Genomic DNA, 19,487 nt, shown 5'->3' with positions numbered 1-19,487 from the left:
GTGTGGTCAACGAGATAGAAGAGACCTTTATCGCCATCGCCCTGGGTCTCATGACCCTCGTGGCCTTCGCGAACGTCATCGCGCGCTACGTTTTCAACGACAACATTCTTTGGGCCCTGGAGATCACGGTCTACCTCTTCGCGTGGCTGGTGCTGATCGGCACCTCCTACTGCGTCAAGGTGGGTGCGCATCTGGGCGTCGACGTGATCCTCAACATCGTCTCGACGCCGGTGCGCCGGACCATTTCCTTCCTGGCGGTTCTGGCCTGCGTCGCGTTCGCGGTGCTGCTGCTGATCGGCGCCATCGAGTATTGGTGGCTGTTCGCCAGCACACGGTCCTTCCTGGAAGTGAACGACACGCCGATGCCGGGCTTCCTCCAGTTCTTGGCGGTCTGGCTGAACGAGGGCGAGCCCTACGAGAAGATGCCGCGCTTCATTCCCTATTTCGCGCTGCCTTTCGGCATGGCGCTGTTCCTCTTCCGCTCGCTGCAGGCGGGTTGGGAGCTGATCAAGGGTGAGCGCGACATGCTGATCGCCTCTCACGAGGTCGAGGAGATGACCGAAGATCTGGCGGCTCAACTCGCCGAAGACGAAAAGAAAGCCGGGGGGAACTGATCGCCATGGAAGTCGTTCTGCTCTTTGTAATGGTGATCGGCCTGCTGCTGCTGGGCGTTCCCATCGCCGTTTCCCTCGGACTCAGTTCGGTCATCTTCCTGCTGATGTACTCGGACGCCTCGCTGGCCTCCATCGCGGGCACGCTCTTCAACGCTTTCGACGGGCACTACACGCTGCTGGCCATTCCCTTCTTCATTCTGGCCTCGGCCTTCATGTCGACCGGCGGCGTGGCCAAGCGCATCATCCGTTTCGCCATCGCCTGCGTGGGGCATTTCCAAGGTGGGCTGGCGATCGCCTCGGTCTTCGCCTGCATGCTCTTCGCGGCGCTTTCCGGGTCGTCCCCGGCGACGGTGGTGGCCATCGGCACCATCGTGATCGCGGGCATGCGTCAGGTCGGCTACACCCGCGAGTTCGCGGCGGGCGTGATCTGTAACGCCGGTACGCTGGGCATCCTGATTCCGCCCTCCATCGTGATGGTGGTCTACGCCGCCTCGGTCGACGTTTCGGTCGGGCGCATGTTCCTGGCGGGCGTCTTCCCGGGGCTTCTGGCGGGCTTCATGCTGATGGTCGGCATCTATATCGCCGCCCGCATCAAGGGGCTGCCGGCCCAACCCTGGGCGGGCTGGAAGGAGATCGCGCTCTCCGCGCGCGACGCCGGCTGGGGTCTGTTCCTGATCGTCATCATCCTGGGCGGCATCTACGGCGGCGTCTTCACGCCGACCGAGGCGGCCGCGGTGGCGGCGGTCTACGCCTTCATCATCGCCAACTTCGTCTACCGGGACATGGGCCCCTTCTCCAAGGGCGCCGCCGAGGGCATGGGCATCGGCGGTATCGTGGCGGGGGCGCTCAAGGTCTTCGTGCACCGCGACACCAAGCACACGCTCTTCGAAGCGGGCAAGCTGACCATCATGCTGCTCTTCATCATCGCCAACGCGCTGATCCTGAAGCACGTGCTGACCGAAGAGCAGATTCCCCAGGCCATCGCCAGCTCGATGCTGGCGGCCGGGTTCGGGCCGATCATGTTCCTGATCATCGTGAACGTGATCCTCTTGATCGGCGGTCAGTTCATGGAGCCCTCGGGCCTGATCGTGATCGTGGCGCCGCTGGTCTTCCCGATCGCCATCGAGCTGGGCATCGACCCGATCCACCTCGGCATCATCATGGTGGTCAACATGGAGATCGGCATGATCACGCCGCCCGTCGGCCTGAACCTCTTCGTGACATCGGGTGTCGCGGGAATGTCCATGATGAACGTGGTGCGGGCGGCTCTGCCCTGGCTCGGCATCCTCTTCATCTTCCTGATCATCGTCACCTACGTGCCGGTCATATCGACCTTCCTGCCGACGGCGCTGATGGGACCGGAGATCATCGTCCAATAGGCTGGCCTGAACCCATCCGGCGCGCTGACCCGCGCCGGATGGGGGCCATGCGGAAAATTCATGGGCCCGGCGGTCTGCCGGGCGATATGGTTCCTTGAGCGAGAGGCGCGGACTTTCCTGCGCCTCTTCTTTTTTGTATGAAGCGGCGGCGGTTCACGCCTCGCCCCGATACCCGAAGGCCCAACACACCAAAGAAGGACGCCCGACCATGCAGGGCCCGATCACAGCCCTTTTCCGCCAGCCCATGCTGCTGCTTGCGCTGACCGCCCTGTTCTGGGCGGGCAACGCCGTGGCGAGCCGTCTGGCGGTGGGGGAGGTTTCGCCCTTCCTGCTGGTCTTCCTGCGCTGGTCGATCGTCTGCCTCTTGCTGCTGCCCTTCCTCTGGCGGCGCATCCTGGCGAACTGGGCGAGCTTGCGTCCGCGCCTGAAAGTCGTGGTCTTCATGGCGCTCTTCGGCTTCACCGGCTTCAACGCGCTCTTCTACATCGCCGCCCACAGCACCACGGCGCTGAACATCGGCATCATTCAGGGGGCGATCCCGATCTTCGTGCTGCTGGCCGCGTTCGCGGCTTACCGCACGCCGGTCTCGCTGGTGCAGACGGCGGGCGTGGCGCTGACCGTGCTCGGGGTGGTCCTGGTCGCCAGTCAGGGCAGCCTCTCGCGCCTGGCGGGGCTGACCTTCAACCTCGGCGACATGATCATGGTGCTGGCCTGCCTCTTCTACGCGCTCTACGCCACCGCGCTGAAGAACCGCCCGGCGATCGACGGGCTGGTCTTCTTCGCGTTCCTGGCGCTGATCGCGGCTTTGGCGTCCCTGCCCCTGCTGGCGCTGGAGGTGGCGACAGGCGAGTTGATCCTGCCCACGGCGAAGGGCTGGGTGGTGACCGCCTACATCGCGCTCTTCCCTTCCTGCATCGCGCAGATCTTCTTCATGCGCGGGGTCGATCTGATCGGCCCGGGGCGCGCGGGGGTCTTCGTCAATCTGGTGCCGGTCTTCGCCGCGCTCTTGGCGGTCCTGATCCTGTCCGAACCCTTCCGCTGGTACCACGCGGGGGCGCTGACGCTGGTCCTGACCGGGATCGTCGTGGCGCAGCGCAAGCCGCGCCAGGCGCCCGCCCGCTAGGGCTCCAGCACGCCGCCCGCTAGGGCTTCAGGCAGCCGCCCGCTAGGGCCTAAGAATACAGTCCGCCAGCGCGTCGCGCGCCACGGTCTCCGCCCGCCGCTGATAGTCCGCGCCTTTGCGGGCCACGAAGGCCGTCGGCGCGGCGGGTGACCAGCGGCGCGGGCTGGGCAGGGTGGCCGCCATCAGGCCCGCCTGACGCGGCGTCAGCTCGGCGGCGGAGCGGCCGAAGTAGGCCTGGGCCGCGGCCTCCGCGCCGTAGATGCCGGGGCCCCATTCGACGATGTTCAGGTAGACCTCGGCGATGCGGCGCTTCGACCAGAAGACTTCGATCATCAGCGTGAAATAAAGCTCCGCGCCCTTGCGCAGCCAGGAGCGGGCGGGCCAGAGAAAGGCGTTCTTGGCCGTCTGCATGGTCATGGTGGAGGCGCCGAAGCGTCCCTGTCCCGTCTCGTTAAGCTCGACAGCGGTCCGTATCGCCTGGAAATCGACGCCGAAGTGCTGGCAGAAGCCGCTGTCCTCGGCGCCGACCACGCTTTGCACCAGACGCGGCGATATCTCCTCCAAGGGACGCCACCGGTAGTCCAGTCCCTCGCCCTCGATCAGGCGGATCACCATCAAAGGCGTGATGGGCGGGCGCAGGACGCTGTAGGCGAGCCCCCAGAGCAGCGACAGCGCGATCAGCACCGCCAGGCCCTTGGCCAGGCGGCGCGTCCAGCGCTTGATAGCGGATTGACGCTTGTCCCCCACCGTCCCCTCGTTCTGGTCCCGCCGGTTCCTGTGCGGCCCGTTCTTCTACTCGTGTTCCCACTGGGCGCGGATCTTCTCGCCGATCAGGCAGTCGATGACCGCGGGCGCCGGCCCCTGGCCCAGGCGCTGGGCGTACTGGCGGCGCGGCTGCTCGCCCGCGATCTCCAGGATCAACTTCTGGCGGATCGCCGAGGCGAAGTTCTCCGCCTCGTAGACCGTCACCAGGAAGGCGCCGGTGCCGCCGATCACGCAGTCCTCGTAGTAGGCGTCCAGATAGTCGACGCCATAGAAACCGGGCGTCCCGGCGAGGATCGGCAGCCCGTTGATGGTGATGCCCTGCTCGACGATCTGATCGCGGATGTCGGTGACCAGCCCGCCGGCGTTGTTCGGCCCGTCGCCGGAGATGTCTATGACACGCCGCAGGCCCTCATACCCGTTGTTGTCGAATAGCCCGGCGGAGTAGCGGAGCGCGGCGGTGATGGAGGTGCCGGTCCAGGCCGAAAGCCCCTCGATCATGAGGATCTCGCTCATCTCGTCGGCGGTCTCCTGGGAATCGATCAGCCGCCAGGGCACCACCATGCGCTCGCGTCCCGGCCCGGCCCACTCGACGTAGGTGACGGCGATCTTGCCCAGCATGCCGCTGGTGATCGCCTCCACGACGTCCGGGTGGCTGATGCCCTGGGCATAGCCGCTGCGTTGCAGTTCCTGTTCGGCAAGGTCCATGGAACGGGAAACGTCGACCGCCAGCACCAGCTCCAGGTCGACCTCCATGCCGAAGGGGCTGTCCATCTGGGCCGTCCGGCTGTTCTCGGCGGTGCCGTCAGCGGGCAAAAGCGCAAAAGCAATGAGGGCCGCTAGCGCGAGGGCGGCGATAACTGCGCGAAGAGAAGGTCGGCGCTCCATGGGCCCTAGACTAGCCCGGCGCGGCTTCCTAGACCAGATGCCACGCTCGGCGTCAGCTGCCCCAGGTGCGGGCGCGGCCGGTGTCCAGATGAACGAAGTCGGACCGGCTGTAGTAGCCGACGCCGCCGCTGCGCAGCTTCAGGGCAAGATCCCGCAGGCCCTTGGTCGAGTAGCCGGGCAGGCGGACGTCGATCGCCATGCCCTGCATGTGCAGGGAGCGCTTTGCGACAGCGCTTGAATTCTGGCGCAACTGCGCGTTGGTCTTGGGCGAACGGTAGGCGGAAATGATCTGGAACGGCTGTTCGGTGCCGATCATGCGGCGCAGTTCGAACAGCACCTGGTAGAGCCGCCGGTCGATCTCGATCATCTCGCCGGTGCGCCAGTCGCGCATAATGTGCTTCAGTTCCTTCAGGCCATCTTCGTTGAAGCGGCCCCCGGACCAGAAGACCGTGTTGACCTGCTCGCCGGTGTGCAGATGCTCGAAGGCCAGATCGCGCGCGTCGCTGTAAGCCAGCGCGCCGCGCAGCGGCAGCAGGGAGCCGGCGGCAAGGCCACAGCCAACTCCCAAAAGGCGCCGGCGCGTCAGGCCGCCGCTCGCTTTGTTCCAATTCTGTTTGGTCACGCTTCCTCTCTCCCTCCAAGCTGTCGCGCGCTATTCCCCTGCCGCTAAGAGGCGGGAGGCCGTCAGGGGAAATGGGAGGGTCTCGCTCCGAAATCCAGCACTGACAGCGCTTTAGCCTTGTCTAAGATAATTAAGATAATCCGAATAGACCAGTCTTTATCAAGGGTCTAGAGGCTGATTCTACTACTGAGGCATGGCTTCGGCGGTGCTGCGCGGGCCGAGCAGGGCGGCGGCGAGCCGGCGGTCGCGCTCGTAGACGTCGCTGCGGAACTGCACGTTGCCTTCATCGTCGACCCAGGCGGTACGGTAGTCGATCAGCACGGGCAGGGGCCGCAGCAGGCTGACCACGCGCTGCTCGCCGCTGTCGATGGCGGCCTGGATGCTCTCAGGCGTCCAGGTCTCGTCGTCCTGCAGCAGGAAGGCCGCAAGGTCCATCGGGCGGGCGACCCGGATGCAGCCATGACTGAAGGTGCGCTGACTGCGCGCGAAGAGGTTCTTGGCCGGCGTGTCGTGCAGGTAGATGTTGAACTCGTTGGGCAGCATGAACTTGACCCGGCCCAGCGCGTTTCCCTCACCCGGCTTCTGGCGGATCTTGTACGGAAAGCCCCGCGCGCTCACCTGGCTCCAGTCGACGCCCCGCGGATCCACGACGCTCGCCCCTTCGCTCCAGCCCGACAGAAGTTCGTAGTTGCGCTCCGTCAGGTAGGCCGGGTTCTGCTTGATCTTCGGCAGCATCTCCTTGGTCGCGATCGACGGCGGCACGTTCCAATAGGGATTGAAGACCAGATAGGTCATGTCGCGCCGGAACACCGGCGTACGGTTGAAGGGATCGCCCACCACGACACGGGAGAAGAAGACCTCCTCCGCATCCTCGTAGATGTGCAGCGTGAAGTCGGCCAGATTGACTTCAAGGTAGCGTTCGGGGCGCGGTCCCGCGATCCAGCGCAAGCGCTCTAAATTCAAAAGGATCTGCTGAACGCGCGCGCCGAGGGAAACGTTGACCGCCGCCAGGGTGTTCTTCCCGGCCCGTCCATCGGGCTCCAGCCCGTGCCGCGCCTGGAAGCGTTTCACCGCCATCTCCAACGAGGGATCGAACAGGCTGGGGTCGCCATCGCCCAGGGCCTGCTCGGCGGTGGTCATGTCACCGACGTAGAGCAGGCGCGCGCGCAGCGCGACCACGCGCGGGTCGCGCATGCCGGGATCCAGCGTCTCGCCCTCCGCAACCGGCGGCGGTTCCTGGGAGCGTGCCCGCTCCCGGTAGACGGCGAGGGCTTCGCGCATCTCGGCATAGGCGCTGTCCTCGGGGGCCAGACCTGACAGGAGGTCCGCCACGTCGCTCTCCGCCGCCAGCTTTTGCAAGAGCGCCGCCTTGTCGAGGGCGCGCGGGTAGACGAAGAGTTCCGGGTCGACTTCGCGCGGCTCCAGCCGTCCGCCGTTGAGGTCGGCCGCGTACTGGATCACGCCCAGGCTCAGGCGCCACTCAAGCTGCGCCAGCAGGGCGGGCAGGCTGCTGGCCAGCAGCGGTTGGATCGCTGCGGCCCCGTAGTCGTCGGGGTCCAGACCCTCCTGGTCCGCCGCCTTAAGGATGCCCGCGGCGCTGAAGGCGGCTTCAGTCGCGCCCTCGGGCGTCACCCAGAGCGGGCGGCCTTCCCGCTCTGCATAAAAGCGCATGAGCAGGGCCAGGTCGGCGGCGTCCTCTTCTTCGGTTACCTCGACCGCGGCGGCGTCGATCTGCGCGCGCAGCGCCGAGACGAGGGGCGCTTCCTGGGCGCTGGCGGGGAGCTGCCAAAAGGCGAGAAGGGCGCAGATTCCAAGGACGGCCGCGAAGGCTCTAGGAGCGCTTCCTGGACGATGAGGGGCGAGGGGCATGGGCTTGTCAACTTCCGGCAATGTCCGATGCCTCACAGTAGCACCGGTCGGATTCCCTGTGCAGGGGGCTTTCGGCCAGCGATACGATGGGATAGCCTTTCGGTCAAAACGTCGGGGAAGCGCGCCGCAAAGGCGCTGAATGACAGGGTGGCAGGAGCGTCTTGACCAAGCCGCTGCCGCCGCCTTTTCGGAAAACGGGTGGGAGGACGTCCGTCTCATGATGAAGCAAGCTGACCAGGCCAAGGAAGACCTCGTCGCCAAGGTGATCGCGATGATTGAGGATCGGGTTCCCGCGGCCAGGCGCAAGGACGCCGAAGAGTTCGCGCGCTGCTTCTTTGAGGGCGTTCCGCCCGTCGACCTCGTCGGGGAGACGGCGGAGAACCTCTACGGTGCGGCTCTCTCCATCTGGAACTTCGGGCGCAAGCGCAAAGGCAAGGGCGCGCAGGTCCGCGTCTACACCCCGCGCCAGGAGGAGCACGGCTGGCAGTCGGCCCATACCGTGGTTGAGATCATCAACGACGACATGCCCTTCCTGGTCGACTCCGTGACCGCCGCGCTGTCCCGCGAAGAGGCGGAACCCGCCTTGGTCATTCACCCGATCGCCACGCTGACGCGCGACAAGTCCGGCGAGGTCACCGGTTTCGCCAAGGACGGCAAGGGGTCGCGCGAATCCTTCATCCATGTCCAGGTCGCCGAGCAGCCGGTCGAGCGTCACAAGGAGCTTGAGGCCTGGCTGCTGAAGGTGCTGGAGCAGGTCGCCTACGCGGTCGCCGACTGGCGCACCATGCGCGAGCGCCTTCGCGACCTGGTCAAGGAGCTCAAGCAGTCGCCGCCCAAGCTGCACCAGAAGGAGATCAACGAGGGCCTGGATTTCCTGAGCTGGCTCGACGACGACCACTTCACCTATCTCGGCTACCGCGAGTACAGCTTCGAGGGGACGGGCAAGAAGGCGGTGGCGCGGATCGACGAGTCCGCCAGCCTCGGCATCCTTCGCGACATGGACTTCGCGGTCTTCGACGGCCTGCGCAACCTGGGCAAGCTGCCGCCCGACGTGCAGGACTTCGTGCGTCAACCAACCCTGCTGCGCATCACCAAGTCGAACCGCCGCTCCATGGTCCACCGCCCGGCCCACATGGATACCGTCGTGGTCAAGAAGCTGGACGCGAACGGCAAGGTCCTGGGCGAGCGGCTCTTCATCGGCCTGTTCACCTCCGTCGCCTATTCGCGCAGCCCGCGCGACATCCCGCTGCTGCGCCAGAAGGTCGACCGGGTGATCGAAAAGGCGGGCTTCCCCGCGGGCGGCCACGACGCCAAGGCGCTGGCCCACATCCTCGACAGCTACCCGCGCGACGAGCTGTTCCAGATCAGCGAGGACAAGCTGCTGGAGATCGCGCTCGGCATCCTGCATCTGCAGGAACGGCGCCGCACCGCGCTTTTCGTGCGGCAAGACCCCTTCGAGCGCTTCGTCTCCTGCCTCGTCTTCTCGCCGCGCGACCGCTTCGACACCAAGCTGCGGCGGAAGTTCCAGGACATCCTGGAGGACGCCTTCGACGGCGAGGTCTCGGCGGCCTACACCCAGCTCTCCGACGAGGCCTTGGCGCGGGTCCATATTCTGGTGCGCACGCGCCAGGGCGGGATTCCGGCCGTCGATCTGGAGGCCCTGGAGGCCCGGCTCGCGGAGGCCAGCCGCAACTGGTCCGACCTCTTGGAGGAAGCGCTGGTCGAAGAGCTCGGAGAGGAACGCGGCCTTGCCATGTCGCGCCGCTACCTTCACGCCTTTCCCGCCAACTACGCCGAGATGTACTCCGCGCGCACCGGCGTCTTCGACATCGCGAAGATCGAGCAGGTCCAGCGCGACGGGCGGCTCGGCATGAACCTCTACCGCCCGCTGGAGAAGGGCGACGATCAGATTCATTTCAAGATTTACCACGGCGGCGACCCCGTGCCGCTTTCGGACGTGCTGCCGATGATGGAGCACATGGGCCTGAAGGTGATCGCGGAAGTCCCCTTCGAGGTGCATCCCCTGAAAACATCCGACAGCGTATGGATTCATGACTTCCAGGCGCGCACCCAGGACGGCCATCCGATCGACCTGCCGCGCGTCAAGGAGTACTTCCACGACGCCTTCGAGCGGGTCTGGACCGGCACCATGGAGGACGACGGTTTCAACCGCCTGGTCTTGCGCGCGGGCTTGACGGCGCGTCAGGTCATCGTGCTGCGCATCTACTGCAAGTACCTGCGTCAGGCCGCGATACCCTTCAGCCAGGACTACATGGAAGACACGCTCTCGGCCAATCCGGAACTGGCCGAACTGCTGGTCAAGGTCTTCGAGGCCCGCTTCGATCCCGATGGCGGCGGCGACCAGAAGGCCCAGGACCAGTTGGTGCGGGAGATCGAAGCGGGGCTGGAGCAGGTCTCCAACCTCGATCAGGACCGCATCATCCGGCGCTTCCTGAACGCGATCCTCTGTTCGCTCAGGACCAATTTCTATCAGCCGGGCGAGGATGGGCAGCCCAAGGACTACGTCTCCATCAAGTTCTCCAGCCGCGACCTGGAGGAGCTCCCGGAGCCCAAGCCCTTCCGGGAGATCTTCGTCTACAGCCCGCGCATCGAAGGCGTCCACCTGCGCTTCGGCATGGTCGCGCGCGGCGGCCTGCGCTGGTCGGACCGGCGCGAGGACTTCCGCACGGAAATCCTGGGCCTGGTGAAGGCCCAGCAGGTCAAGAACGCGGTGATCGTGCCGGTCGGCTCGAAGGGCGGCTTCGTGCTCAAGCAGCCGCCGCCGCCCGAGGCGGGCCGCGAGGCTTTCCAGGAGGAAGGCATCGCCTGCTACAAGACCTTCATCCGGGGCCTTCTGGACATCACCGACAATCTGGTGAAGGGCGAGGTGGCGCCGCCGCCCTCGGTGCTGCGCCATGATGCCGACGATCCCTATCTGGTGGTCGCCGCCGACAAGGGCACCGCGACCTTCTCCGACATCGCCAACGGCGTCTCGGTGGACTACGGCTTCTGGCTGGACGACGCCTTCGCCTCCGGCGGATCGGCGGGCTATGACCACAAGAAGATGGGCATCACCGCGCGCGGCGCGTGGGAATCGGTGAAGCGCCACTTCCGCGAGCTTGGCAAGAACATCCAGGAAGAGCCCTTCACCGTGATCGGCGTGGGCGACATGGCGGGCGACGTCTTCGGCAACGGCATGCTGCTGTCCCCTTGCATCAAGCTGCAGGCCGCCTTCAACCACATGCACATCTTCATCGACCCCGACCCGGACGTGAAGACGTCCTTCGCCGAGCGCAAGCGGCTCTTCGAGACGCCGCGCACGACCTGGGCCGACTACGACGCAAAGCTGATCTCCAAGGGCGGCGGCATCTTCGAGCGCAAGGCCAAGTCGATTAAGCTGACGCCGGAGATCAAGAAGTGCTTCGACATCAAGCAGGATCAGGTGACGCCCAACGAGCTGATCCGCTCGATCCTGAAGTCGGAGGCCGAACTGCTCTGGTTCGGCGGCATCGGCACCTACGTGAAGGCCAGCGAGGAGAACGACCTTCAGGTCGGCGACCGGGCCAACGACGCGCTGCGCGTCGACGCAACGGAGCTGCGCTGCAAGGTGGTGGGCGAGGGCGCCAATCTGGGCATGACCCAGCGCGCGCGCATCCAGTACGGGCTGCTCGGCGGGCGGCTCAACACCGACTCCATCGACAACTCGGCGGGCGTCGACTGTTCGGACCACGAGGTCAACATCAAGATCCTGCTGGGCGACGTGGAGCAGGACGGCGACATGACCCGCAAGCAGCGCGACAAGCTGCTGGTGGAGATGACCGACGAAGTCGCCGAATTGGTTCTGCGCGACAACTATCTGCAGACCCAGGCGATCTCCATCACCCACACCATGTCCGCGCACCTGCTGGACCGGCTGGCCCGCTACATGCGCTCCCTGGAGAAGCAGGGGCTGCTGAGCCGCCGGATCGAGAACCTGCCCGACGACGAGACCATCGACGAGCGCATGAAGCGCCGTCAGGGTCTGGCCCGTCCGGAACTGGCGATCCTGCTGTCCTACTCCAAGATCGCGCTCTATGACGAGCTGCTGGGCTCCGACCTGCCGGATGAGGAGGACCTTGCGAGCGACCTGATCAACTACTTCCCGACCGCGCTCAGGAAGAAATACGCAAAGCAGATCGAGAACCACAGGCTGAGCCGGGAGATCGTTGCGACGGCGCTGACCAACTCCCTCATCAACCGGGTCGGCATCTCCTTCATCCACGAGGTGGCGGAGAAGACCGGCATGCCCTCGCCCGACATCGCGCGGGCCTACGTGGCGGCCCGCGATATCTTCGACATGCGGGAGCGCTGGGCGGAGATCGAGGCGCTGGACAACAAGGTCGCCTCCGCGACCCAGTACCGCATGCTGGTGGAGTGCGGGCGGCTGGTCGAACGCATGACGGTCTGGCTGCTGCGCAACATCGAAGCGCCCATGGACATCTCCGACGCGGTCGACCGCTACCGGCCGGGCGCCCGCGCGCTCTGCGCGGAGGTGGGCAAGATTCTACCGGCCAGCGACGTGAAGGTCCTGAATGACACGGCCGAACGCTTTGTGAAGGAGGGCGTGCCCAAGGAACTGGCGGTCCGCATCGCCTCCTTCGCCTGGATGGTGCCGGCCGGCGACATCGTGGAGTCGGCCCATGCCAGCGGTCTCGACGCGACCGCCGTCGCCAAGACCTACTTCGCCATCGGCAGCCGCTTCGGCATCGACTGGCTGCGCCGCTCGGCGGGCCGCCTGCCCAGCGACAACGCCTGGGACAAGCTGGCGATCACGGCCATCGTGGACGATCTCTACGAGCACCAGTCCGAACTGACGAACCGGGTGCTGACCGAGAGCAAGGACGCCAAGGACAAGACCAAGATCGTCGAAAGCTGGACCGCCCAGCGCAAGACGCTGGTCAACCGCGCCGAGCAGATGATCGGCGAGCTGAGGGCCTCCGGCCAGCCGGACTTCGCCATGCTGGCGGTGGCCAACCGGCGGCTGAAATCCCTGGTGTCGCGCTAGGCGCCTGGGACGGGAACCTCAAGCGGAGGGGGCTTGTCGCGCTGCAGCGGCGCGATAGGCTCTTCTAAGCGGGTGCGCCAGAGGCCGCCTCGCGTTGACTTCATGCTGCACTGCGGTCTTAATTGGGGCCGCTTTCTAGAAGGATCCGACCCTGACAGGCGCTTTTCGAGCCACGGCGGGTCCTTTGACGAGATGACAACCACGACCGGCGGCGCCGCCGCTGGAGAAAGACGGGCCAGATGACGGACCAACCACAAAGCAATCGACCGCTCTCTCCCCACCTTCAGGTCTATAAGCCGCAGTACACCTCGATCCTGTCGATCACCCACCGCGCGACCGGCGTGGCGCTGGCGGTCGGCACCCTGCTGCTGATCTACTGGCTGGTGGGCGCGGCGGGCGGGCCGGAGAGCTATGCGGCCGCCCAGGGCTTCATCGGCTCCTTCTTCGGGCGCCTGCTGCTGTTCGGCTGGAGCGCGGCGCTCTTCTACCATCTCTGCAACGGCATCCGGCACCTGTTCTGGGACGCGGGCTACGGCTTCGAGCTGGACACGGCCTATAAGTCGGGCATGGCGGTGCTGGCGGCGACCGGCGGCCTGACGCTCTTCTCCTGGATCATCGGTTACGTGGTGGGAGGCTGAAAACCATGTCGTTACGCACCCCCCTCGCCAAGGTTCGCGGGCTCGGCTCCGCCAAGGACGGCACGGAGCATTTCTGGATGCAGCGCCTGACCGCGATCGCGCTGGTCCCGCTGACCCTCTGGTTCGTCATTTCGGTGATCGCCCATACCGGCGCGAGCTACGCCGAGTTCGTCCAGTGGCTCTCGACGCCGCTTTCCGGCGGCCTGATGATCCTGCTTGTGATTGCGACTTTTTACCACGCGATGCTGGGTTTGCAGGTGGTCATCGAAGACTATGTCCATACCGAGTGGAAGAAGATCTCGAGTCTGATCGTGATGCGGTTTTTTTGCATCTTCCTGGGCGTGATCGGCGTCCTCTCGGTTTTGAAGATTATGCTGTAAGGGGCACCTGATGGCTGAAAAGAACGGCAGCAACGGCACCAAGGCCGGACCGGCCTACGAAATCGTCGAACACACCTACGACGTGGTGGTGGTCGGCGCCGGCGGCGCGGGTCTGCGCGCGACGCTGGGCCTGGCGGAGGCGGGTCTGAAGACCGCCTGCATCACCAAGGTCTTCCCGACCCGCAGCCACACCGTGGCCGCGCAGGGCGGCATCTCGGCGGCGCTCGGCAACATGGGCGAGGACGACTGGCGCTGGCACATGTACGACACCGTCAAGGGGTCGGACTGGCTGGGCGACCAGGACTCCATCGAGTACATGACCAAGGAGGCGATCCCCGCCATCATCGAGCTGGAGCACTACGGCGTGCCCTTCAGCCGCACCGAGGCGGGCAAGATCTACCAGCGCCCCTTCGGCGGCATGACCACCGAGTACGGCAAGGGCACCGCGCAGCGCACCTGCGCGGCGGCGGACCGCACGGGCCACGCCATCCTGCACACGCTCTATCAGCAGTCGCTGCGCCGGAACGCGGAGTTCTTCATCGAGTACTTCGCCCTCGACCTCATCATGGAGGACGGCGAGTGCCGCGGCGTGGTGGCCTGGAACCTCGACGACGGCAAGATGCACCGTTTCCGCTCCCGCCAGGTGATCCTGGCGACCGGCGGTTACGGGCGCGTCTACTTCTCCTGCACCGGCGCGCACACCCAGACCGGCGACGGCAACGCCATGGTGGCGCGCGCGGGCCTGCCGCTTCAGGACATGGAGTTCGTGCAGTTCCATCCGACCGGCATCTACGGCGCGGGCTGCCTGATCACCGAGGGCGCGCGCGGCGAGGGCGGCTATCTGACCAACTCCGAGGGGGAGCGCTTCATGGAGCGCTACGCCCCCTCGGCCAAGGACCTGGCCAGCCGCGACGTGGTCAGCCGCTCCATGACCATGGAGATTCGCGAAGGCCGGGGCGTCGGCCCGAACAACGACCACATCCACCTGCACCTGGAGCATCTGGATCCCGACATCCTGCACCAGCGCCTGCCCGGCATTTCGGAGACGGCGAAGATCTTCGCGGGCGTCGACGTGACCCGCGAGCCGATCCCGGTTCTGCCGACCTGCCACTACAACATGGGCGGCATCCCGACCAACCTGAACGGCGAGGTCCTGGCGGGCGATCCCAAGGACCCCTTGAAGACCGTCAACGGCCTGATGGCCGTGGGCGAGGCGGGCTGCGTCTCGGTCCACGGGGCGAACCGCCTCGGCTCCAACTCGCTGCTCGATCTGGTGGTCTTCGGGCGCGCCGCCGCGCTGCACTGCGCGGATGTCCTGAAGCCGGGCGAAAGCCAGCGGCCGCTGGCCTCCGACTCCGCCGACCGCTCGCTTGAGCGTTTCGACCGCCTGCGCCACGCCAAGGGCGAGCAGTCGACCGCCAGCCTGCGCGACAAGATGCAGCGCGCCATGCAGGACCACGCCGCAGTGTTCCGCACCGGCGAGATCATCGGCGAGGGCGTGGAGAAGCTGAACGGCGTCTGGGCGGAGAAGGGCGACATCGCCGTTTCCGACCGCTCGCTGATCTGGAACTCCGATCTGGTCGAGACCCTGGAGTACGACAACCTGATGTATCAGGCCCAGGCGACCATGAACTCGGCCTTGCACCGGACCGAAAGCCGCGGCGCGCACGCCCGCGAGGATCATCCGGACCGCGACGACGAGAACTGGATGAAGCACACGCTGGTCTGGTGCGACGACGACGGAAAGGTCCGCTTCGACTACCGGCCCGTGACGCTGCAGCCCATGACCAACGAGGTGCAGTCCTTCCCGCCCAAGGCGCGCGTCTACTAAAGCGCGCGACCGACCGGCAGGACCCGAGGAAGAGAAGAAAGAGGCATTTAGACCCATGGCAGAATTCGCCTTGCCGAAGAACTCGCAAGTCCAGACGGGCAAATCCTGGCCCGCGCCTTCCGGCGCGAAACAGCCAAAGACCTTCAAGGTCTACCGCTGGGATCCGGATGGCGGGCAGAACCCCCGCCTCGACAGCTATACCGTCGACCTCGACGACTGCGGGCCGATGGTTCTGGACGCCCTGATCAAGATCAAGAACGAGATCGACCCGACGCTCACCTTCCGGCGTTCCTGCCGCGAGGGCGTCTGCGGCTCCTGCGCCATGAACATCGACGGCACGAACACGCTGGCCTGCACCAAGTACATCGATGACGTCGAGGGCGAGGCCAAGGTCTATCCGCTGCCGCACATGCCGGTGGTCAAGGATCTCGTGCCCGACCTCAACCAGGCCTACGCCCAGCTCGCCTCGGTCGAGCCCTGGCTGAAGACCACCACGCCCGCCCCGGAGCGCGAGCGGCTGCAGAGCCCGGAGGAGCGCGAGAAGCTGGACGGCCTGTGGGAGTGCATTCTCTGCTTCTCCTGCACCACCTCCTGCCCGAGCTACTGGTGGAACGGCGACCGCTACCTGGGTCCGGCCGTGCTGCTCCAGGCTTACCGCTGGATCGCGGACAGCCGCGACGAGTTCACCGGCGAACGGTTGGACCAGTTGGAGGACCCCTTCCGGCTCTACCGCTGCCACACCATCATGAACTGCACCAAGACCTGTCCCAAGAGCCTCAACCCTGCAAAGGCGATTGCGGAGATCAAGCAGCTTATGGTGGAGCGCCGGGGGTAAGCCCGCCTGCGGCCCCTTGAAGCCGCGAAAAGAGTTTTTATCCACAAGCCATGAGGACGCGATGCACGCCATCGCGTCCTTTTTTCTTGCCATGCGGGCAGAGATTCAGCAAAGTCTGACAACGATGGGTCGATGAACGCAAAAATGATACGGCTTATCGGATTATACAATTTGATACTTCCTATTCAGTTCGGCGACGAACTGGTTGGGTCCCGGACCGGCCTCTCTCCCTCTCCCTCTCCGAAGCCGGTCCGGGACTTTCTTTCTTCTCCCCCGGAATTGACGCTAGACTCCTGATCTATCTCCTTGTGCTTCGGGGGAGGGCGCTTCATGGACGATCACACTGCTGGCAAGAACAGAGCCGTTCTGGTGACCGGCGGCAGCCGCGGCATCGGGGCGGCGGTCAGCCGTCTGCTGGCCGCCGAGGGCTGGCGCGTCGCCGTCAACTACGTCTCAGACGAGGAAGCGGCGCTGCGCACCGTCGAGGCGATCCATGCGGCGGGCGGAGAGGCCCTACCCTTCCAGGCCGACAGCGCCGATCCCGAACAGGTAAAGCAGCTTTTCGACGAGGCGTCGGCGGCCTTCGGGCCGCTCTCGGCCCTGGTCAACAATGCCGGGATCACCGGGCCGGTCAGCCGTCTGGACGAAGCCGACCACTACACCCTGGAGCGGGCCGTGCGGGTCAACATCCTGGGCGTCTTCTACTGCGCGCAGGCCTTCATCCGTCAGGCCTCGACGCGCTATGGCGGCAAGGGCGGGGCCATGGTGAACATCTCCTCGGTCGCCGCCGAACTGGGAAGCCCCGGCGAATACACTTGGTACGCCGCGACCAAGGGCGCGATCGACAGCTTCACCATCGGGCTCGCCAAGGAGTTGGCTGGGGAGGGTATCCGGGTGAACGCCGTCTCGCCCGGCCTGATCGCAACGGAGATCCATGAACGTGAGAGCAAGGCGCCCGAGCGTCTCGAACGCTTGCAGAGCGCGATTCCCCTTGGCCGCGCCGGAGAGGCGGAGGAGGTGGCCGAGGCGGTCTCCTGGCTGCTCTCCGATGCGGCCTCTTACTGTCTGGGAGCGAACATCAAGGTGTCCGGGGGACGTTAAGGGGCGGGCCGTTAATGGGGGTCGCTAAACCGTTCCCGCGCTGAGCGGCGCCAGAGCGCGGCGCAGCGCATGGGCGAGGTCGATCCGCTCTTCGGGACTGAGGAACCGTGCGATTTCCAGCTGCTTTCCGTGGGCGCGCAGCGTAAGCGGGCTGTTGCTATCGGGCGCCTCGTCGATTTCGACCTTCAGCCAGGCCGGCGAAAAGCGCCAGGACTGCCGCTCGCCCCGCCGGCTCACCCGCTCGACGGCCAGTTCGTCACGGGTCAGCCGCAGCGTCTCGTACATGCGCGCGGCGCGGTAGTTGAGCTTGAAGGCGCCGTAGATCAGCAGCACGTCGAGGCCCAGGAAACCTACCACGGGCCAGGCGCCCACCAGGAAGAAGAAGAGCCCGGCGGAAAAGGAAATCGCCACCACCCCCGCCATCAGGAAGAAGAATCCGCGCGGGCCGAGGCTCCGGTGCGGGGTTAGGACCGCATCGAACAGCGTCTCGTCGCCTTTGTCGGGTTCCTGTGCCATAAAGACAAGAATAGGATCGGCGGAAAGCCGCGCCAAGACCCGCGCGGATATTCGCCCGAATAAACAGGGACGACAAATCGCCTCAGCCATGAAGAAACAAGACGTCGTAACGCTCTTCGAGCGTCTTTCCGCCGCCCTGCCGGACCCCAAGAGCGAGCTGGAGTACGCCTCGCCCTACACGCTGCTGGTGGCCGTGGTGCTCTCCGCCCAGGCGACCGACGCCGGTGTCAACCGCGCCACCCGCTCGCTCTTTCCCGTCGCCGACACGCCACAGAAGATGCTGGCGCTGGGCGAGGAGGGACTGAAGGAGCACATCAAGACCATCGGGCTCTTCAACGCCAAGGCAAAGAACGTCATCGCGCTCTCACGCATCCTGCTGGAGAAGTACGACGGCGAGGTGCCGCGCGAGCGCGATCTGCTCGAAGAGCTGCCCGGCGTGGGGCGCAAGACCGCCAACGTCGTCTGCAACGTCGCCTTCGGGCAGCCGACCATGGCCGTCGACACCCACATCTTCCGGGTCTGCAACCGCACCGGGCTGGCGCCGGGCAAGACGCCGCTGGCGGTGGAGCTGAAGCTGGAGAAGGCGGTGCCCGAGGACCGCAAGCTGCACGCCCATCACTGGCTGATCCTGCATGGCCGCTACGTCTGCAAGGCGCGCAAGCCGGAGTGCCCGCGCTGCGTGATCCGTGACCTCTGCGCCTTCAAGCAGAAGACCAGCGAAGCGGACTTCCTGCCCAAGACGCGCAGCCCCAAGCCCAAGGGCACAGCGGCGGCAAAGAGCGCGGCAAAAAAAGCTGCTGGGAAGAAAGGCGCCTAGCTGGTGGCGCGGACGCGCTCGGCGGTCATCACCTGATCCAGACAGCCTTCCAGCGGTTGCTGGTCGGCGGCGACGCGGTCGCGCGCTTCCAGATGCAGGACGCGCCGCGTTGCGCCATCGGGATAGAAGAAGACGTCCAGCACGCAAGACGCCCCCTGATACTGCCAGATCTCGACGCTGGCTTCCTGGCGCACCAGGGTCGGCTTACCGATCAGGGCGGTCAGGCCCCCCGGGTCCTGACCCGCGAGGCTTGCCGGGTCGGGTGCGCTGGGCCGGGCCGCGAGGTCGCTGACCGCTGTCCGCTGCGCCGTGCCGCTGGTCTGGCAAGCCGCCAGCAGCAGGATCGCGGGTATCAGCAGCAGGCCGCGCATGGCCCTCAGGAGCCTTCCTTGATGTCTTCCATCTTGCCGCGCAGGCGGCCGCCGCGTTCGATGGAGAGGTCGGCATAGGTCACCGTGCCCTCCACCTCGCCGCCGCTGCGCAGCGTCAGGCAGCCAAGGACCTTGAGGTCGCCCTCGAAACGGCCGCTGATGGTGGCGTTCTTGACTTCGGCGCTGCCCTTGAACAGGCCGTCCTTGGCGATCTCCAGGCTCTCGCAGTCCTTCAGGGTCGCCTCGATCTCGCCTTCGACCAGCAACTGCTCGCAGTTCTTGATCTCGCCGGAAAGGCTGATGCCCTTGCCGACCGAGAGCCGCTTGCCGGTGCCCGACCCGCTCTGCGGGCCGGAGCCGCCGCCGGAAAAGGAGGGGATCGGGTTGGCCGGGCGCGGCGTGGGCTCACCCAGCTTCTTGGCCGCGGCTTCGCTCGGCGCGGAGCCCGCGGTCTCCTCGGCGGCGCTCTCCGCCTCGCTCGCAGCGGCCTGTTCCGGGGCGCTCTGCTCGGAGGGGCGCAGGGGGCGCGTTGCGCCGCCCTGGCCGTATTGACTAAGACGCGACGGCCCGGCGGGAATCGCCTGGGCGCGGTTGCGCTGTGCCAGGAGGTCCGGGTGCTGCGGACGCTCGTCGCGCAGGGACTCAGGAGCCTCGACGTCTTTCTTCTTGCCAAACATGGCCATGATATTCCCCCACC

At 66.0% G+C, this 19,487-nt stretch carries 17 protein-coding genes; 10 read left to right on the top strand and 7 right to left on the bottom strand.

Features of this window, described 5'->3' with window-relative positions; translation table 11 throughout:
* Positions 1-2 precede the first annotated feature (2 nt).
* From P8X75_01200 to P8X75_01190, 3 genes are all read left to right on the top strand, one after another.
* Positions 3-614, top strand: coding sequence for a TRAP transporter small permease (locus tag P8X75_01200; protein ID MEJ1993815.1), 612 nt, complete (start codon positions 3-5; stop codon positions 612-614).
* Between the two features lie 5 nt (positions 615-619).
* A complete protein-coding gene (locus P8X75_01195) occupies positions 620-1,993 on the top strand; it encodes a TRAP transporter large permease (GenBank protein MEJ1993814.1) in 1,374 nt (457 codons plus the stop codon).
* Between the two features lie 208 nt (positions 1,994-2,201).
* The gene (locus P8X75_01190; GenBank protein ID MEJ1993813.1) at positions 2,202-3,116 is read left to right on the top strand and encodes a DMT family transporter; all 915 of its coding nucleotides are present in this window, start codon (positions 2,202-2,204) and stop codon (positions 3,114-3,116) included.
* A gap of 42 nt (positions 3,117-3,158) precedes the next feature.
* Here the strand turns inward: P8X75_01190 and mtgA are convergent, their stop codons facing one another.
* The 4 genes from mtgA to P8X75_01170 form a co-directional block, all read right to left on the bottom strand.
* A complete protein-coding gene (mtgA, locus tag P8X75_01185) occupies positions 3,159-3,863 on the bottom strand; it encodes a monofunctional biosynthetic peptidoglycan transglycosylase (GenBank protein MEJ1993812.1) in 705 nt (234 codons plus the stop codon).
* A gap of 45 nt (positions 3,864-3,908) precedes the next feature.
* Positions 3,909-4,652, bottom strand: a complete 744-nt coding sequence (locus tag P8X75_01180) for a DUF1194 domain-containing protein (GenBank protein MEJ1993811.1) — start codon at positions 4,650-4,652, stop codon at positions 3,909-3,911.
* A 166-nt stretch (positions 4,653-4,818) separates the two neighbouring features.
* Positions 4,819-5,388 carry a YcbK family protein gene (locus P8X75_01175; protein MEJ1993810.1) on the bottom strand — a complete coding sequence of 190 codons (570 nt, stop codon included), beginning with the start codon at positions 5,386-5,388 and terminating at the stop codon, positions 4,819-4,821.
* A 183-nt stretch (positions 5,389-5,571) separates the two neighbouring features.
* Positions 5,572-7,257, bottom strand: a complete 1,686-nt coding sequence (locus P8X75_01170) for a L,D-transpeptidase family protein (GenBank protein MEJ1993809.1) — start codon at positions 7,255-7,257, stop codon at positions 5,572-5,574.
* 217 nt (positions 7,258-7,474) lie between these two features.
* Between P8X75_01170 and P8X75_01165 the strand changes: the two genes are divergently transcribed.
* From P8X75_01165 to P8X75_01140, 6 genes are all read left to right on the top strand, one after another.
* Entirely contained in the window at positions 7,475-12,301 is a 4,827-nt protein-coding gene (locus P8X75_01165) for an NAD-glutamate dehydrogenase (protein MEJ1993808.1), read from the top strand.
* A 239-nt stretch (positions 12,302-12,540) separates the two neighbouring features.
* Positions 12,541-12,939, top strand: coding sequence for a succinate dehydrogenase, cytochrome b556 subunit (sdhC, locus tag P8X75_01160; protein ID MEJ1993807.1), 399 nt, complete (start codon positions 12,541-12,543; stop codon positions 12,937-12,939).
* Between the two features lie 5 nt (positions 12,940-12,944).
* Complete coding sequence (gene sdhD / locus P8X75_01155) at positions 12,945-13,319, top strand: succinate dehydrogenase, hydrophobic membrane anchor protein (GenBank protein MEJ1993806.1); 375 nt, start codon at positions 12,945-12,947, stop codon at positions 13,317-13,319.
* 10 nt (positions 13,320-13,329) lie between these two features.
* Complete coding sequence (gene sdhA / locus P8X75_01150) at positions 13,330-15,150, top strand: succinate dehydrogenase flavoprotein subunit (GenBank protein MEJ1993805.1); 1,821 nt, start codon at positions 13,330-13,332, stop codon at positions 15,148-15,150.
* A 55-nt stretch (positions 15,151-15,205) separates the two neighbouring features.
* Positions 15,206-15,985 (top strand): succinate dehydrogenase iron-sulfur subunit, encoded by a 780-nt coding sequence (locus P8X75_01145; protein MEJ1993804.1) that lies wholly within the window; start codon positions 15,206-15,208, stop codon positions 15,983-15,985.
* A 330-nt stretch (positions 15,986-16,315) separates the two neighbouring features.
* Positions 16,316-17,086 (top strand): glucose 1-dehydrogenase, encoded by a 771-nt coding sequence (locus P8X75_01140; protein ID MEJ1993803.1) that lies wholly within the window; start codon positions 16,316-16,318, stop codon positions 17,084-17,086.
* A 24-nt stretch (positions 17,087-17,110) separates the two neighbouring features.
* Here P8X75_01140 and P8X75_01135 read toward each other — a convergent pair whose 3' ends face one another.
* Positions 17,111-17,602 carry a DUF2244 domain-containing protein gene (locus P8X75_01135; GenBank protein ID MEJ1993802.1) on the bottom strand — a complete coding sequence of 164 codons (492 nt, stop codon included), beginning with the start codon at positions 17,600-17,602 and terminating at the stop codon, positions 17,111-17,113.
* Positions 17,603-17,651: 49 nt separating this feature from the next.
* Here P8X75_01135 and nth point away from each other — a divergent pair, with 49 nt between their 5' ends.
* Positions 17,652-18,419, top strand: coding sequence for an endonuclease III (gene nth / locus P8X75_01130; protein MEJ1993801.1), 768 nt, complete (start codon positions 17,652-17,654; stop codon positions 18,417-18,419).
* Here the strand turns inward: nth and P8X75_01125 are convergent.
* Together P8X75_01125 and P8X75_01120 are read right to left on the bottom strand one after the other, a co-directional pair.
* Positions 18,416-18,790: a hypothetical protein gene (locus tag P8X75_01125; GenBank protein ID MEJ1993800.1), complete on the bottom strand. Its 375-nt coding sequence runs from the start codon at positions 18,788-18,790 to the stop codon at positions 18,416-18,418. The two genes, nth and P8X75_01125, sit on opposite strands and share 4 nt — an antisense overlap.
* A gap of 5 nt (positions 18,791-18,795) precedes the next feature.
* Positions 18,796-19,473 (bottom strand): polymer-forming cytoskeletal protein, encoded by a 678-nt coding sequence (locus P8X75_01120; protein ID MEJ1993799.1) that lies wholly within the window; start codon positions 19,471-19,473, stop codon positions 18,796-18,798.
* Positions 19,474-19,487: the final 14 nt, after the last annotated feature.

The sequence above is a fragment of the Limibacillus sp. genome (assembly GCA_037379885.1).
Classification (GTDB): domain Bacteria; phylum Pseudomonadota; class Alphaproteobacteria; order Kiloniellales; family CECT-8803; genus JARRJC01.
This window is presented reverse-complemented; position numbering and strand designations above follow the sequence as displayed.

Excerpts from the sequence above, each read along its gene's own strand:
- P8X75_01165 (MEJ1993808.1), top strand. The coding sequence starts at position 7,475 with ATGATGAAGCAAGCTGACCAGGCCAAGGAAGACCTCGTCGCCAAGGTG.
- P8X75_01120 (MEJ1993799.1), bottom strand. The coding sequence starts at position 19,473 with ATGGCCATGTTTGGCAAGAAGAAAGACGTCGAGGCTCCTGAGTCCCTG.
- P8X75_01190 (MEJ1993813.1), top strand. The coding sequence starts at position 2,202 with ATGCAGGGCCCGATCACAGCCCTTTTCCGCCAGCCCATGCTGCTGCTT.
- P8X75_01135 (MEJ1993802.1), bottom strand. The coding sequence starts at position 17,602 with ATGGCACAGGAACCCGACAAAGGCGACGAGACGCTGTTCGATGCGGTC.
- P8X75_01180 (MEJ1993811.1), bottom strand. The coding sequence starts at position 4,652 with ATGGACAGCCCCTTCGGCATGGAGGTCGACCTGGAGCTGGTGCTGGCG.
- P8X75_01195 (MEJ1993814.1), top strand. The coding sequence starts at position 620 with ATGGAAGTCGTTCTGCTCTTTGTAATGGTGATCGGCCTGCTGCTGCTG.
- sdhA (MEJ1993805.1), top strand. The coding sequence starts at position 13,330 with ATGGCTGAAAAGAACGGCAGCAACGGCACCAAGGCCGGACCGGCCTAC.
- sdhD (MEJ1993806.1), top strand. The coding sequence starts at position 12,945 with ATGTCGTTACGCACCCCCCTCGCCAAGGTTCGCGGGCTCGGCTCCGCC.
- P8X75_01170 (MEJ1993809.1), bottom strand. The coding sequence starts at position 7,257 with ATGCCCCTCGCCCCTCATCGTCCAGGAAGCGCTCCTAGAGCCTTCGCG.
- sdhC (MEJ1993807.1), top strand. The coding sequence starts at position 12,541 with ATGACGGACCAACCACAAAGCAATCGACCGCTCTCTCCCCACCTTCAG.
- P8X75_01140 (MEJ1993803.1), top strand. The coding sequence starts at position 16,316 with ATGGACGATCACACTGCTGGCAAGAACAGAGCCGTTCTGGTGACCGGC.
- P8X75_01145 (MEJ1993804.1), top strand. The coding sequence starts at position 15,206 with ATGGCAGAATTCGCCTTGCCGAAGAACTCGCAAGTCCAGACGGGCAAA.
- P8X75_01125 (MEJ1993800.1), bottom strand. The coding sequence starts at position 18,790 with ATGCGCGGCCTGCTGCTGATACCCGCGATCCTGCTGCTGGCGGCTTGC.